Annotated in this window: 10 protein-coding genes; 3 read left to right on the top strand and 7 right to left on the bottom strand. The window is 72.6% G+C overall.

Annotated features, from left to right (window positions below):
* Positions 1-44: 44 nt before the first annotated feature.
* The 5 genes from ACTOQ1_RS17050 to ACTOQ1_RS17070 are packed head-to-tail and all read right to left on the bottom strand — an operon-like array spanning position 45 to position 6,109.
* A complete protein-coding gene (locus tag ACTOQ1_RS17050) occupies positions 45-1,352 on the bottom strand; it encodes a lipopolysaccharide biosynthesis protein (RefSeq protein ID WP_440068202.1) in 1,308 nt (435 codons plus the stop codon).
* Positions 1,340-2,197, bottom strand: coding sequence for a sulfotransferase family protein (locus ACTOQ1_RS17055; protein WP_440068204.1), 858 nt, complete (start codon positions 2,195-2,197; stop codon positions 1,340-1,342). The genes ACTOQ1_RS17050 and ACTOQ1_RS17055 overlap by 13 nt, the downstream gene beginning before the upstream one ends.
* On the bottom strand, positions 2,194-3,294 hold the full coding sequence (locus ACTOQ1_RS17060; protein ID WP_440068206.1) for a hypothetical protein: 1,101 nt from the start codon (positions 3,292-3,294) through the stop codon (positions 2,194-2,196). Before ACTOQ1_RS17060 ends, ACTOQ1_RS17055 begins: the two co-directional genes overlap by 4 nt.
* Complete coding sequence (locus ACTOQ1_RS17065) at positions 3,291-4,583, bottom strand: hypothetical protein (RefSeq protein WP_440068208.1); 1,293 nt, start codon at positions 4,581-4,583, stop codon at positions 3,291-3,293. Before ACTOQ1_RS17065 ends, ACTOQ1_RS17060 begins: the two co-directional genes overlap by 4 nt.
* Positions 4,580-6,109, bottom strand: coding sequence for a Wzz/FepE/Etk N-terminal domain-containing protein (locus ACTOQ1_RS17070; RefSeq protein ID WP_440068209.1), 1,530 nt, complete (start codon positions 6,107-6,109; stop codon positions 4,580-4,582). Before ACTOQ1_RS17070 ends, ACTOQ1_RS17065 begins: the two co-directional genes overlap by 4 nt.
* 282 nt (positions 6,110-6,391) lie before the next feature.
* Between ACTOQ1_RS17070 and ACTOQ1_RS17075 the strand changes: the two genes are divergently transcribed.
* Positions 6,392-7,537: a glycoside hydrolase family 26 protein gene (locus ACTOQ1_RS17075; protein WP_440068211.1), complete on the top strand. Its 1,146-nt coding sequence runs from the start codon at positions 6,392-6,394 to the stop codon at positions 7,535-7,537.
* A gap of 73 nt (positions 7,538-7,610) precedes the next feature.
* Here ACTOQ1_RS17075 and cysC read toward each other — a convergent pair whose 3' ends face one another.
* Entirely contained in the window at positions 7,611-8,840 is a 1,230-nt protein-coding gene (cysC, locus tag ACTOQ1_RS17080) for an adenylyl-sulfate kinase (protein WP_440068212.1), read from the bottom strand.
* A 118-nt stretch (positions 8,841-8,958) separates the two neighbouring features.
* The gene (locus tag ACTOQ1_RS17085; protein WP_440068214.1) at positions 8,959-9,687 is read right to left on the bottom strand and encodes a class I SAM-dependent methyltransferase; all 729 of its coding nucleotides are present in this window, start codon (positions 9,685-9,687) and stop codon (positions 8,959-8,961) included.
* Positions 9,688-9,840: 153 nt separating this feature from the next.
* Here ACTOQ1_RS17085 and mfd point away from each other — a divergent pair, with 153 nt between their 5' ends.
* The gene (gene mfd, locus ACTOQ1_RS17090) at positions 9,841-13,383 is read left to right on the top strand and encodes a transcription-repair coupling factor (protein WP_440068215.1); all 3,543 of its coding nucleotides are present in this window, start codon (positions 9,841-9,843) and stop codon (positions 13,381-13,383) included.
* A 27-nt stretch (positions 13,384-13,410) separates the two neighbouring features.
* A complete protein-coding gene (locus tag ACTOQ1_RS17095) occupies positions 13,411-14,055 on the top strand; it encodes a SurA N-terminal domain-containing protein (protein WP_440068216.1) in 645 nt (214 codons plus the stop codon).
* Positions 14,056-14,061: the final 6 nt, after the last annotated feature.

Consider the following 14,061-nt stretch of genomic DNA (forward strand, 5'->3'; position numbering starts at 1 on the left):
GGTCACGGTGCCCGCCGGAGGCCGAGAGCGGTCAGGCGGCGCGGTCACGGTGTCCGCCGGGGATTCAGGGCGGCCAGGCTGTGCGTGCCGAAGGGGCGCAGGCCGTACAGGCGGTGGATGCGCCACAGCGGCAGCAGGTTCTTGACCACCGCGCCCCCCGCCCAGCCGAGGGCGGCCCCGAGCGAGCCCATCGAGGGGATCAGCAGCAGGTCCAGCGTGACCGCCGTCGCGACGGCGGCGACGAGATTGGCCAGGCTGGACCCGGTGTGCCCGGCCGAGGTCAGCACCACGTCGGCCATCCCGCACGCCGTGGCGAGCATCATCGTGGCGGCCAGCACGAACGCCACCGGCGCGCCGCCGGTGTAGCCGTCCCCGAAGACGGCGCCGAGCAGCCAGGGCGCGAGCGCGGCGTACCCCAGCCAGATCGGCCAGGTCAGCAGGACCAGCCAGAGGGTGGCCGACTGGTACAGCTCGCGGGCACGCGGCAGGTCGCCCTCGGCCAGGGCCCGCACCAGCCTCGGTTGCGTGGCCTGCGCCAGCCCCTGACCGGCCAGCTGACCCACGATCTTGAAACGGGTGGCGGCGGTGTAGACGGCCGCCTCGGCCGGCCCGGCCAGCAGCGCCACGATCACGACGTCCAGCCGCTGGAACACCGCCTGGATTCCGGCCGCCAGCGACCGGGGCCAGGTGTGGCGCCACAGGTCGCGCGCGGCACCCGGCGGGCAGGGGGTCCGGGGCAACCTCCGGCGCAGCCAGATCGAGGCCAGCAGCAGCACCGGCAGGTACGGCAGCGCCCACGCCGCGGCGAGCAGCGGCACGGAGTCGCGGCCCGCGAGCACCACCGCCCCGACCAGGAGCAGCTGGGCCGCCGGCTGCAGCACCCCGTCCAGCAGCACGGTCGGCCGCATCGAGCCGAACCCGCGGGTCGCGCTCACCACGACGCCCGAGCACGCCACCGCGGGCAGGGCCGCCGCCAGCACCCGCAGCACCGGGTCGGAGGTGGTGAGGATGACCGCCGCGCCGGTCGCCAGCGAGAGCGAGGCGACCGGGACGAGCGCGGCGCGGACGTGACCGGAGGCGCGGCGGTAGCCGAAGGCCCTGGACCTGGCGATGAAGTAGACCAGCCCGTTCCCGGCGTCCAGCCGCAGGACAGCGGCGACCATCAGGCACAGGGCGGTTCCGGAGAAGAAGAGACCGGCCGTCTCCTGCCCCATCCCCCTGGTGACCAGCACGACCGTCAGGAACTGCGCGGCGGCCCCCGCCCCCGCTCCCGCCAGCCCCGCCACCCCGCCCCGCGCGGCCCCCCTCAAGCCCGCCAGGCCCGCCAGGTGGGTGGAGGTCAGCGACGCCACGACGGCTCCGCGCCCAGCCACGAGGTCAGCAGGGTGTCCTGCTCCGCGAAGTGGGCCGTCAGCTCGCGGCGGAGTTTGCGGGACATGGGGCCCGGCCTGGCCCGGGTGTTGTGCCGCTCGAACACCGGGTCGCCGAGGTGCGGCAGCCCGAGGAACGCCAGCACGCGGTCGTAGACGAGGTCGGGTTCGGCGAAGAACCGGCCGCTGTCGAGGACGAGCAGCCGGTCGCGGCCGACCAGCGGTTCCAGCCGGGCGAGCTGCTCGGCGTAACGGCCCCTGGCGAGGTAGGCGTGGTGGCGGTGGGCCAGGTTCGTCGAGTGCGGCGAGGCGATCAGGGCCTCCTCGGCCCCGGCCAGCCGCTCCTCCTCCAGCCGTACGGCCCTGGCGAAGGACCGCTCCGTCTCGAAGCCCCTGGCCAGCTCGTGGGCGTGCGCGGAGAAGGCCCGCTCGACGGGGTCGCGGACCAGCACGATCAGTTTCGCGCCCGGCAGGTCGCGGGCGATCCTGGGGCCGGCCAGCGGGTGGAACAGGTAGTAGGGCGACGACTCGAACGCCTGGGGCCGGCAGCCGTACCTGCGGGCCAGCCGGGAGGCCGACGCCCGCAGGGGGAAGTGCGCCCGGTACCAGGACAGGCCCCGGTCGTATGCCGTGTCGAAGTAGTGCACGCCCTTGCGCAGGACGGGTTTCAGGACGAGCGGGTGCTGGGACAGGACGCGGTACAGGGAGGTGGTGCCGCAGCGCTGCGCCCCGATGATGAGGAAGGAGGGCAGCACCCGGCTTCCCGAGGTGAGGCGACCTATGGCCCCCGACGCCGCGTGCACCGAACGCTTCAACGCGGGCTTCACAGCAGAGTCTCCTGGGAGTCGGCGAGGGGGGTGAGCCAGAGCTCCGGCGGTCCCAGCGGCGCGTGGCCGTCGGCCGCGTGGCGGTCGGCGAGGGCGATCAGGTAGCGGAGCGCGGTCAGCCGGGACTCGGCGGCCGAAAGCCCGAACGGGGCGAGGATCCGCAGGGAGCGCGCCACGCAGGCCCTGGCCGCTGTGGCCGGGTCGTCGCGGCGCAGCGCCCGCTGGAAGAAGTGGTGGACGGCGTCGAAGCCCAGCGGGACCCCGGTGCCGAACCGCTCCCAGTCCCAGACCAGCAGCCGCCCGTCGGGCCCGCGCGAGATGTTCCACGGCGTCAGGTCACCGTGCCAGGAGAACCCCCGCCCGCAGGACGGCTCTCCGGGACCCCGGCTCGTGTCTCCGGGAAGCGGGTCCGCCGGAGACGGGCCTCCGGGGGTTCGTCCGTCACAGTCGAGGTCTCCAAGGGCCTGTCCGGTGCGGGCGGTGGCTTCGGGAGGCGAGCTTTCCGGAGCCCGGTTCCCCCGGGCCCGGCCACCGAGCGGAGCGCGCTCCGGGGCATGCTCCCCGGGAATGCGCGCGATCTCGGCGATCGCGTCGGTGAGGACGTCGCCCGGTATCCGTCCCCGCCGTACCGGAAGCGGGGTCAGCGCCAGCACGGACAGGCCGCGCCAGGACCCGTGGTGCAGCACGGCGGGCGGGACGACGGTCTTCAGCGGCACCCCGGCGAGCAGGCCGAGCGTCCGCGCCTCGTGGGCGACGAGCTCCCGGGTCAGGTCGGTGTCGCCGATCTTCACGAAGGCGATCGGCCCGTCGGCGGCGCGCGCCTCCAGGATCGGCTTGCGGTTGGCCCGCCTGGCCGGTCGCACCCGCAGCGTGACGCGGACGGGTGTGCCGAACACCTCGCTCAGGTGGCTCTCGATGCCGTCCCGGCCCGACGGCACGGTGACCCTCCCGCCCGGGTGCCACCACGCGCGGGGGACCAGCCTGCGGGGGAGCAGGCGGTGCGGGAGCAAGGTGTACGGGCTCGGGTCGCCGGGGCCGGGGAACAGCAGGTCGAGAGTCTGGTCCAGGTAGCGCAGACGGGCGCGGGCGTCGTTCATGAAGCCGTGCTCGCCATCGAGTTCCTCCAGAGCAGCGCGAACGAGACGAGGTACAGGCTGAGCGGGGTGACCAGCCCGTCGTAGACGAACATGTAGAGGAGGGTGAGGATCATCACGAGGACCCCGGCCAGGCCGATCGGGCTCCGGTCACGCCAGTGGCGGCGGACGGCCCCCGCGAAGAACGCCACGTAGAGGGCGGCCCCCGTGAAACCCTGCGTGATCATCAGGTGCCAGAGCTGGCCGTCCCCGCCCAGCGGCGGGTGGCCGCAGGTGGGGCACCACCCGCTCTTGCCGGTGGTGATCGTCCGGTGGTTGCCCGTGGCGTTGCGGGTGTTGCCGTACCCGACGAGCGGCGCGGTGCCCGCGGCGGCGAGGGTCGCCGAGACGGTGAAGGCGCGGATGTCGTTGCTGTGCGGGCTGTCGAGCCGACGGGCCACCATCGCCTGCAGCGGGCTGAGGGCGAACACCAGCGCTCCGGCGGTCAGGGCCGCGCAGGTCGCGACGCGGGCCCGCGTGCCCAGGCGCAGCAGGACGTACGCGGCGGCGACCCCGAGCCCGATCCACAGGCCGCGGTTGAGCGAGTAGACGACGGGGATCGCGGCCAGCGCGACCAGCGGGACCACGGTCAGGCGCCTGCGCGGCCCGCCGTACACCCACCAGCCGACCACGAACCAGACGAGCAGCACCGAGAGGTTGCCACCCCAGGCGTTGGCCCACTCGAACGGCGCCTCGGGGCGCGGCGAGGCGTGGCCGAGGACCCGCTGCATCTGGGCGGCGGTGGGGTGGATCAGGTTGTGGACGAAGGGGTTGCCGCTGATCCAGTCCGGGAGGACCATCTCCACCGGCGAGGTGAACTCGGCGCGCGGGGCGAACACGCCCAGCAGGCCGCCCGCGACGGTCGTGAGGAACAGCGCGCCCAGCATCCGCACCAGGGTGAGCTGCGGCAGCTCCTCCTCCGTCAGGTTCCCCAGATAGAGCACCATGATCAATAGCGAGACGTAGAGGCACAGGCGCATCAGGTAGCCGATCAGCCGTCCGGCGCCGAACTCGCCGTAGGCGCCCGGCGGCATCTCGCCGAGCATGAGCGCGCTGATCAGGTAACCCGCCAGGAGCAGCAGCCAGAGGCCGAAGCCGCGCGGCGCCCTGATCGGCCGTCTCCGCCACAGGACCAGCGCCATCGCCGGGGCCACCACGATCACCGACAGGCCCCCGAAACCGAGCGCCCACCAGACCGGGTATCCCACCAGGAGCGCGGCGATCGGCCAGGCGGCCGGACGCGGACCCCTCACGACCTGCGCCCCCTCCGCCCGGCCGCCGCCTGCCGGGCGGGTGGAACGTTCCCGTACGCCCGGGGCGCGAGCAGCGCCTCCGACGCACCGGCCGATCCGTGCGTCCCGCTCGCCCCGCGTGCTCCGTCGCCGCTCGTCCCGCTCGCGTCGCTCGTCGCGCTCATCCCGGCCCCGCTCGTCCCGTGCGCTCCCGGGCGGGAGGGTGCCTCCGGCTTCTCGCCGGGCGGCTCGGGGACGGCCATGCCGCTCGCCATGCCGCTCGGCACGCTGCTCGCCAGGCCGGCGAGAGGCCGCCCGGCCCTCCTCGGGAGGCTGTCACGGTCTCGCGCCCCGCCGGACCGCGGCGCGGGCGAGACGTGCGGGGCCTGCGGGACATGCGGAGTCTGCGCGAGGTGGGAAGCCTGTGAGCCGTGGGCGGCTTGTGAGCCCTGCGAAGCCGGTGAGACGTGCGGAGCCTGCGGGAGACGGGGAGTCCGCTGCGCCTGCGAGACGCCCGGAACCCGCGCGGGGGGAGACACGGTGAACGGCGGGGCCTCGTCGCCGACGACGAACGCGCCGACCACGCGAACCCCGCGTTCGTTCAGGGCCCGTACGGTGTCCTTCACCTCGCGCGAGGAGGTGCCGGGTACGGCGACCACGAGCACCGCGTCCGCCAGGTCGTTCGTCTCCCCGCTGTTGACGGCGTCGAGGCCGGTCAGGCGCCTGACGTCGGCGGCGGTTCGCAGGGCGGTGTCGAGGCGGTCGCGGAGCCAGGCGACCCCGACCCCGCACAGCAGCCCCGCCATGAGGCCGCTGCCCAGGTAGAGGGGCGGCCGGGGGGTGGTGGGCTCGGCCGGTGTCGCCGCCTGGCTGATCACGGAGCCGGGGGTGACGGCGACGGTCTTGAGGGCGTCGTACCTGGCGGTGAGGCTGTGAACCTGGCGGGCGAGGACGTTCTGCCGCTGGAGGGCGAGGGCCCGTTCGGTGGTCCCCCTGCCGAGATCGGGAAGCTCGGTGGCGACCTTGGTGAGACCCGCGTTGGCCTGTCTCAGCTTGAGCAGCACGGCCTTGAGCTGGGCCGAGAGCATCTGGGTGGCGGACTCGCGGCGCTGTGCCAGGTAGGCGAGGGCGTAGGCGCTCGCGCCCGAGGCCGCGGCCTTCGGATCGGCGGCGCTGCAGGAGATCTCCAGGACCGAGGTGTTGGGCGGCACCGAGACCTCCGCGGCACAGGGAAGGCCGCCGAACAGCCGGCGGGCCTTCGCCGCGACCACCGCGGAGCGGGCCACCTGTGCCTCGGTGTCGAGGTTGAGGGGCTCGCGCTGGCGGGCGGTGACCTGGTTGGTCTGCTCCTGCGAGCCGGTCGCGGTCACCAGGACCTGCCCGGAGGCGGTGTAGGAGGCCGGGGTGAGCCACAGCAGGGCGAGGCCGCAACCGGCTCCGGCCAGGAACAGGGAGAGGACGATCGCCCACCGCCGACGGAGAAGCGACGCGTAGTCCGCCAGATCCTCGCCTCCGCGGCGGACGGGAGCGTCCGGTGACGGGCTCATATGTCGCTGGTGCCTCTCCGGCGAACAGACGCTGGGAACCCTAGGAACTATAGGTCGGGTTTCCATTTCCCCGAACGAATACACAAGATTTTCTTCGCGCCGCTCCTGCCAATCACAGGGAAATAACAACCGTTTATCCGATATTTCCTGTCGTCCGCCAGGGTGCTATGGCACGGACCGGCAAAGTCTGGGACGAGGCACGTCCGGGCGATGGGAAGGTGTTCCCCCGTGATGGTCGAGGACCGTCCACGAATGCGTACGCGCGACGGCTGTGAGGAACCGGTGCATCAGACAAATGCCGCTATAGACGTAATTCCGCGAGTAGTAAGAATCGCCGGTTCCGGCCTCGTCCTGGCGCTGGGGCTGGGCACCCTCGCGCTGGGGATCGCGGGGCTGAGCGGGGGCGGTCGGGCCTCGAACGCCGCCGGCGCCGGGAAAACCTCGGACGCGCCGGGAGTCGCAGGCGCGCCGGACCCGTCCGCCGAACCGTCCCGGGTGGCCTGCGAGGTCAGCCGCAAGCTCGTCCCCTCCTGCGGCGCCTGGTGGGGCATCGCGCCGGAGATCTTCACGGGGAGGCCTCCCGGGCGGGCCCTGGAGAGGGCGGAGAGACGCATGGGCCGGACGGCCGACGTCATGCACGTCTACCACCGGGGCGACGAGCTCTTCCCGACCCCCGCGGAGCGCGCCATCGCCCGCGACCCGGACGGCCGCAGGCTCCTGCTGGTCAACTGGAAGCCGTCCCTCGACCACACCTGGGAGCAGATCGCCCACGGGGCGCTGGACGCGCGGATCGACCGGCTGGCCGCCCACATCGTGAGGACCTTCCCCGAGAAGTTCTTCCTCACCGTCCACCACGAGCCGGAGGACGACGTGCGGGAGGCCCGCGGCAAGGGGATGACGGCGGCCGACTACGCCGCCATGTTCCGGCACGTGGTGACGCGCCTGCGGCACGGGGGCGTGACCAACGCGGTCACGGTGATGACGTACATGGGCGCGCCCAACTGGGCGTCCGAACCCTGGTTCGAGAAGCTCTACCCCGGGGACGACGTGGTCGACTGGGTGGCGATGGACCCCTACGTCGACCACCGGGTCCACAGCTTCGACGGGCTGGTCAACAAGACCCGTCCGGAGTTCCCCCGGTGGCACGGGTTCTACCGGTGGATGCGGGAACGCTTCCCGGACAAGCCCGTCATGCTCGCCGAGTGGGGCGTCTTCGAGCGTCACGACAGACCCGGGTTCAAGGAGTCGTTCTTCGCCTCGGTACGCCGGGAGATCGGCGAGTATCCGCAGATCAAGGCCCTGATCTACTTCGACTCGCCGCGCGCCCCCCGGGGTGACACCCGGTTCGACACCACGCCCGGCGGCCGGAGGGCCTTCGGCGAGCTCGCCCGCGACGCGCGCCTCAACGCCGCCGTCCCCGCCGGCTGATCCCCGCCGGGCCCGGACCGCCGGGCCCGAACCGGCAGGCTCGAACCGCCGGACCCGGGCCGCCGGACCCGGGTCATCGGATCCAGCCGCCCTGGATCAGCGGGTCGAGCACCTGGTGCACCGCCCGGTCCACGCTGATGCCGGTGGTGTCGATCTCCAGGTCGGCGTCGTCCGGCTCCTCGTACGGGTCGGAGATGCCGGTGAACTCGGGGATGAGCCCCGCGCGGGCCTTGGCGTACAGCCCCTTGCGGTCGCGGCGCTCGCACTCCTCCAGGGGGGTGGACACGTGGACCAGCAGGAAGTCGGCGCCGACGGCCTCGACCATCTCCCGCACCTCCTCGCGGGTGGCCGCGTAGGGCGCGATGGGCGCGCAGATCGCCAGCCCGCCGTGCCTGGCGGCCTCGGCGGCGACGAAGCCGATGCGGCGGATGTTGAGGTCGCGGTCCTCCTTGGAGAAGGTCAGCCCCGCCGACAGCAGGTGGCGGACCACGTCGCCGTCGAGGTAGGTCACCGTGCGGCTGCCGCGTTCCAGCAGCGCGTCGCGCAGCCCCCGGGCGACGGTCGACTTGCCGGAGCCGGACAGACCGGTGAAGAAGACCACCAGCCCGCGGCGGTGCGGGGGGCCGGGGAGCGTCACGGGCTCGGGGCCCGCCAGGTGCTCGGTCGCGCCGTAGGCCTCGGCCACGCGCTCGCGCAGCTCCAGGTCGATGGCGGGCTCCCTGGGCGCCAGCGGCACCACCGCCACGAGCGTGTCCTCGGGCAGCCCGTCGCGCGCCTTGAGCGCGGCGCGGACCACCGCGGGCCCGCCCTCGCCGTACGCCAGGGGGAGCAGCAGGATCGACGCCTCCAGCTCCTGCGCGGTCGCGATGATCTCGCCGAGGTCGCCCAGCGGCCCGCGCATGGTGACGGCCAGGACCGACTCCCGCCCGTCCAGCTCCTCGCGGACCCGCGCCGGGGTGCGGCGCAGCCGGGCGAACGGCCCGTGCTCGGGGGCGTCCAGAGGCTCGACGGGGCCGGCGACGAAGCCGTCCTCGCGCCCGGTGACGGTCAGCACGGCGAGCGCCGCGCCCTCGGGGTCGCGCAGGGTGATCCGGTCGCCGGGGGAGGCCGGGTGGTCGTCTGGCAGGGTGAGGGTGACCGGCGCGGGCCACGGGGTGCCGTCGGCGAGCGTGCCGCGCTCGTCCACGGCGTGCGCGTCCGCCGAGCTCATGAAGCCCGCCAGCGGTCTGAAGGCGCCGGAGAGCAGCAGCTCGAGGTCGGCCAGCTCGCGGGCGTCGGGGGTCCACTCGAAAGGCGCCGTCATCTGCTCCACCATCGTGATCGTCGGACTTTCCTGCCTCGCCCGCTCACGATGGGCCCCTGTCCGGCGAGCCTGGGATTCACCGGTCCGGTGAATCCCGGGTGCCCCGGTCCGGTGGATCTCAGATCAACCGGGCGAAATGGCTCTGGGGCTTGCGGATCACCATGGTTATCTCGTCGTGAGACGCGGGCCGGCTTCCCCTGGATAGGGCCTCCACCACCGAGCAGGCGGCGCGGGCAAGCTTACCGAGAGGCCCGTGGAGCGCGGACCCGCTACTGGCGGAGATGTCCTCGGTCACCATCAGCCCGCGCACCAGGCAGAAGGAGTGCATCCCCTCGCGCGAGGCGATCTGCTCGTAGACGGCGGGCAGCGGGCCCACGGTCCCGGCGGGGGCGAACCTGCGCCACACCGCCCGCCGCAGCCTCGCCGGCGCCAGCCGGTCGCACGCCCCGTACGCCGAAGCCCGGTCGCGCATCCTGACCAGCAGCAGCCCGCCGGGGCGCAGACCGGTCAGCAACCGGTCGAGCACCAGCTCGGGGTGCTCGATCCGCTCCAGCAGGAACGACACGTAGACGATGTCGAACGCCCGCGGGGGCACCGGCACCGAGCGCAGGTCGCCCAGCGCCCAGGAGTCCAGGTCCTTGCGGGCGGACGTGCTCCTGCGCAACACGGGCAGGTCCTCGTCGATCCCGATGACCCTGGACTCCGTCTGCGCCAGATCGAGCGGTTCAGGCCATCCGCACCCGGCGATCAGGATGTCGAGCCGCCGGCCGAGCTGGCTGCTCCACTGCTCCCTGATCCGCTGACTCAACAAGTCGTCGCGAGCGACGACCGACCTCACCTCTGACATGTAACCGAGAGTAGTCAACTCAGCACGATTCGTCGCGCATTTACCACTCTTTGCGAGAGCGGGTGCCCGGGCAAGTAGCCTTGAGCAGGTACCCCCCGTGTCTTCCCGGCCCGGGGTTGTCGTGTTGCCGTCGTGGGGCTGTGGGCGAATCTGATGAGTCTTTCCGGACTTCTGGACCTTGTCGCCGGGGAGCCTGAGCTGGCTTCCCTTCTTCAGGACGTGCGCGGGGGCGACTCGTCCGACGTGTCGCTGGTCGCGCCGCCGGCGTTGCGCCCCTTCGCGGTGGCCGCGCTGGCCAGGGAGGGGGCCAAGGGGGCGGCCAGGACCGTTCTCGCGGTGACCGCCACCGGGCGCGAGGCCGAGGATCTCGCCTCGGCCCTCACCAGCCTCCTGGACGAGAGCACCGTCGCGGTCTTCCCCGCCTGGGAGACGCTCCCGCACGAGCGCCTGTCGCCGCGCAGCGACACCGTGGGGCAGCGGCTGGCGGTGCTGCGCAGGCTGGCGCACCCGGTCGAGGGCGACCACTCGGCGGGGCCGCTGCACGTGGTCGTCGCGCCGGTCAGGGCGCTGCTCCAGCCGATCGTCCAGGGGCTGGGCGACCTGCGGCCGGTGCGGCTGCGCGCCGGGGACGACGCCGATCTCGACACCGTCGTCCACAGCCTCGTGGAGAACGGCTACCACCGGGTCGACATGGTGGAGAAGCGCGGTGAGGTCGCGGTCAGGGGCGGCCTGCTGGACGTCTTCCCGCCCACGGAGGAGCACCCGCTGCGGCTGGAGTTCTGGGGCGACACCGTCGAGGAGATCCGCTGGTTCAAGGTCGCCGACCAGCGTTCGCTGGAGGTGGCCGAGGACGGGCTGTTCGCCGCGCCCTGCCGGGAGCTGCTGCTGACCGCCGACGTCAGGGAGCGGGCGAGGGAGCTCGCCGAGGCGCATCCCTCGCTGGCCGAGATCCTGGAGCAACTGGCCGAGGGCGTGCCGGTGGAGGGCATGGAGGCGTTCGCGCCGGTGCTCGCCGGAGAGATGGACCTGCTCATCGACCACCTGCCGGGACAGGCGGCGATCTTCGTGTGCGACCCGGAGCGCATCCGGGGGCGCGCCGACGAGCTGGTGCGGACCAGCCAGGAGTTCCTGGAGGCGTCCTGGATCAACGCGGCGTCCGGCGGCGAGGCGCCGATCGACCTGGGCGCGGCGGCGTTCCGCGACCTGGAGGAGGTCCGCGACCACGCGCGGGGACTCGGCCAGCCCTGGTGGTCGCTCGCGCCGTTCGGCGCCGACACCGACGACACGGTCCCGGGCGGCGGGCAGGCGCTGAGGGCGCGCGAGGTGGAGTCCTACCGGGGCGACACCCAGCGGGCGCTGGCCGACATCAAGGGCTGGCTCGACTCCGACCGGGTCGTCGTCCTGCTGAGCGAGGGCCACGGCCCCGCCGAGCGCATGGTCGAGCTGCTCAAGGGCGTCGACCTGCCCGCGCGCCTGGAGCCGGGCCTCGACACCGTGCCGGAGAGGAAGGTCGTCCACGTCACCACGGGCCTGGTCGAGCACGGGTTCGTGACCCCGACGCTGGCCGTGCTGACCCACCTCGACCTGGTCGGCCAGAAGGCGTCGACCAAGGACATGCGGCGGCTGCCCTCCCGGCGCCGCAACATGGTCGACCCGCTGCAGCTCAAGGTCGGCGACCACGTCGTGCACGAGCAGCACGGCGTGGGCCGCTACGTCGAGATGGTGCAGCGGACCGTGCAGGGCGCCACCCGCGAGTACCTGGTGATCGAGTACGCCAAGGGCGATCGGCTCTACGTGCCGACCGACCAGCTCGACGAGGTCACCCGCTACGTCGGCGGCGAGTCGCCCACCCTCAACCGGATGGGCGGCGCCGACTGGGCCAAGGCCAAGACCAAGGCCAAGAAGGCGGTCAAGGAGATCGCCGGAGAGCTGATCCGCCTGTACTCGGCCCGCATGGCCTCGCCGGGACACGCCTTCGCGCCCGACAGCCCCTGGCAGCGGGAGATGGAGGACGCCTTCCCGTACGCCGAGACGGGCGACCAGCTGGAGGCCATCGACGAGGTCAAGCGCGACATGGAGCGCCCGATCCCGATGGACCGGCTGATCTGCGGGGACGTGGGCTACGGCAAGACGGAGATCGCGGTGCGGGCGGCGTTCAAGGCGGTGCAGGACGGCAAGCAGGTGGCCGTCCTGGTGCCGACCACGCTGCTGGTGCAGCAGCACATGTCGACCTTCGCCGAGCGGTTCTCCGGGTTCCCGCTGAACGTCAGGCCGCTGTCGAGGTTCCAGAGCGACGGCGAGGTCAAGGCGACCATGGAGGGCCTGCGCGAGGGCTCGGTCGACATCGTGATCGGCACGCACCGGCTGTTCTCGCCCGAGGTCAGGTTCAAGCAGCTCGGCCTGATCATCATCGACGAGGAGCAGCGGTTCGGCGTCGAGCACAAGGAGGCCATGAAGCACCTGCGCACCCAGGTCGACGTGCTGGCCATGTCGGCCACCCCGATCCCCCGCACGCTGGAGATGGGCCTCACCGGCATCAGGGAGATGTCCACGATCCTCACCCCGCCCGAGGAGCGGCACCCGATCCTCACCTTCGTCGGCCCGTACGACGAGAAGCAGATCGGCGCCGCGATCCGGCGCGAGCTGATGCGCGACGGCCAGGTCTTCTTCGTCCACAACCGGGTGGCCAGCATCAACAAGGTCTCGGCCATGCTGCGCGAGCTCGTGCCCGAGGCGCGGATCGCCGTCGCGCACGGCCAGATGCAGGAGCACCAGCTGGAGAAGATCATGGTGGGCTTCTGGGAGCGCGACTTCGACGTGCTCGTCTGCACCACGATCGTCGAGTCCGGCCTGGACGTGCCCAACGCCAACACCCTGATCGTCGACCGGGCCGACAACTACGGCCTGTCGCAGCTCCACCAGCTGCGCGGCCGGGTCGGCCGGGGGCGCGAGCGCGGCTACGCCTACTTCCTGTACCCGCCGGAGAAGCCGCTCACCGAGACCGCCCACGAGCGCCTGGCCACCATCTCCCAGCACACCGAGATGGGCGCGGGCATGTACGTCGCGATGAAGGACCTGGAGATCCGCGGCGCGGGCAACATCCTGGGCGCCGAGCAGTCGGGCTTCATCGCGGGCGTCGGCTTCGACCTGTACGTCCGGATGATGGCCGAGGCCGTGCAGGAGCAGAAGGCCAAGCTGGCGGGCACCTACCAGGAGGACGAGCGGCCCGACGTCAAGGTCGAGCTGCCGATCAACGCCCACATCCCGCACGACTACGTCACCTCCGAGCGGCTGCGGCTGGAGGCGTACAAGCGGATCGCCGCGATCGGCTCCGACTCCGACATCGGCGCGGTGCGCGACGAGCTCGTCGACCGGTACGGACGGCCGCCCCAGCAGGTGGAGAACCTGCTGGAGGTCGCCCGCTTCCGCATCCGCGCCCGCCGCGCCGGGCTCACCGACGTCACCCTGCAGGGGCAGAACATCAAGTTCGCGCCGGTGGACCTGAAGGACTCCCAGCAGGTCAGGCTGCAAAGGCTCTACCCGAAGGCGCTGCTGAAGCAGGCGGCCGGTACGTTGCTGGTGCCGGTGCCCAAGACCAGGCCCCTCGGCGGCCAGCCGCTGCGGGATCTGGACCTGCTCAAGTGGTGCGGCGATCTCGTCGAGGCGATGTTCCTCGAAACGGTGCGGGTAGAGTAAGCGGCGTTTGTCGTGAAGGGAACGCATGTGAAGTCGACTCGAATTCGCGTCATCCTGGCGGTCGCCGCCGCCGGTGTCGCGCTGACCGCCTGCTCTCCGAACCAGGCCGGCGCCGCCGCCGTCGTGGGCGGGGAGCGCATCAGCTCCGGCGAGCTGGACCGGAACGTGCGCGAGTACGAGGCGGCGCTGGCCAAGGCCAAGGTCACCCCGGCGGACCTCAAGTTCCAGGACAGCGTCCCGCAGCTCGTGCTCTTCCAGCTGGCCAACGCCAAGCAGTTCGCGAAGGTCGCGGAGAGCAAGGGCATGACGGTCACCGAGGGCGAGATCGACCAGTTGGTCGCCGGCCAGGGTGGCCAGCAGAAGCTGGAGCAGCAGCTGCTCCAGAACGCGGTGGCCCCCTCACAGATGCGTCCCTTCATCCGGGCGCAGCTCCTGTTCCGCAAGCTCATCACCCAGTACGGCGGCGGCACGGACGAGGCCGCCCTGCAGCGCGGCCAGGAGCAGGCGATCAAGGACCTGCAGGCCGTGCCGATCACCTGGAACCCCCGGTACGGCACGCCGAACCAGCAGCGGAGCGAGCAGCAGCCGAGCGTCTTCGTCGACGCCGGCCGTTTCGGCGCCCCCGCCGCCCCCGGCCCCGCCGACGCGCCGCCCGCGCCGCCGCAGCAGTAGCCTCCG

The organism is Streptosporangium sp. OZ121 (assembly GCF_051918885.1).
GTDB lineage: Bacteria > Actinomycetota > Actinomycetes > Streptosporangiales > Streptosporangiaceae > Streptosporangium.

Coding starts and splice junctions, on each gene's coding strand:
- ACTOQ1_RS17060 (WP_440068206.1), bottom strand. CDS start 3,294: ATGAACGACGCCCGCGCCCGTCTGCGCTACCTGGACCAGACTCTCGAC.
- ACTOQ1_RS17070 (WP_440068209.1), bottom strand. CDS start 6,109: ATGAGCCCGTCACCGGACGCTCCCGTCCGCCGCGGAGGCGAGGATCTG.
- cysC (WP_440068212.1), bottom strand. CDS start 8,840: ATGACGGCGCCTTTCGAGTGGACCCCCGACGCCCGCGAGCTGGCCGAC.
- ACTOQ1_RS17085 (WP_440068214.1), bottom strand. CDS start 9,687: ATGTCAGAGGTGAGGTCGGTCGTCGCTCGCGACGACTTGTTGAGTCAG.
- mfd (WP_440068215.1), top strand. CDS start 9,841: ATGAGTCTTTCCGGACTTCTGGACCTTGTCGCCGGGGAGCCTGAGCTG.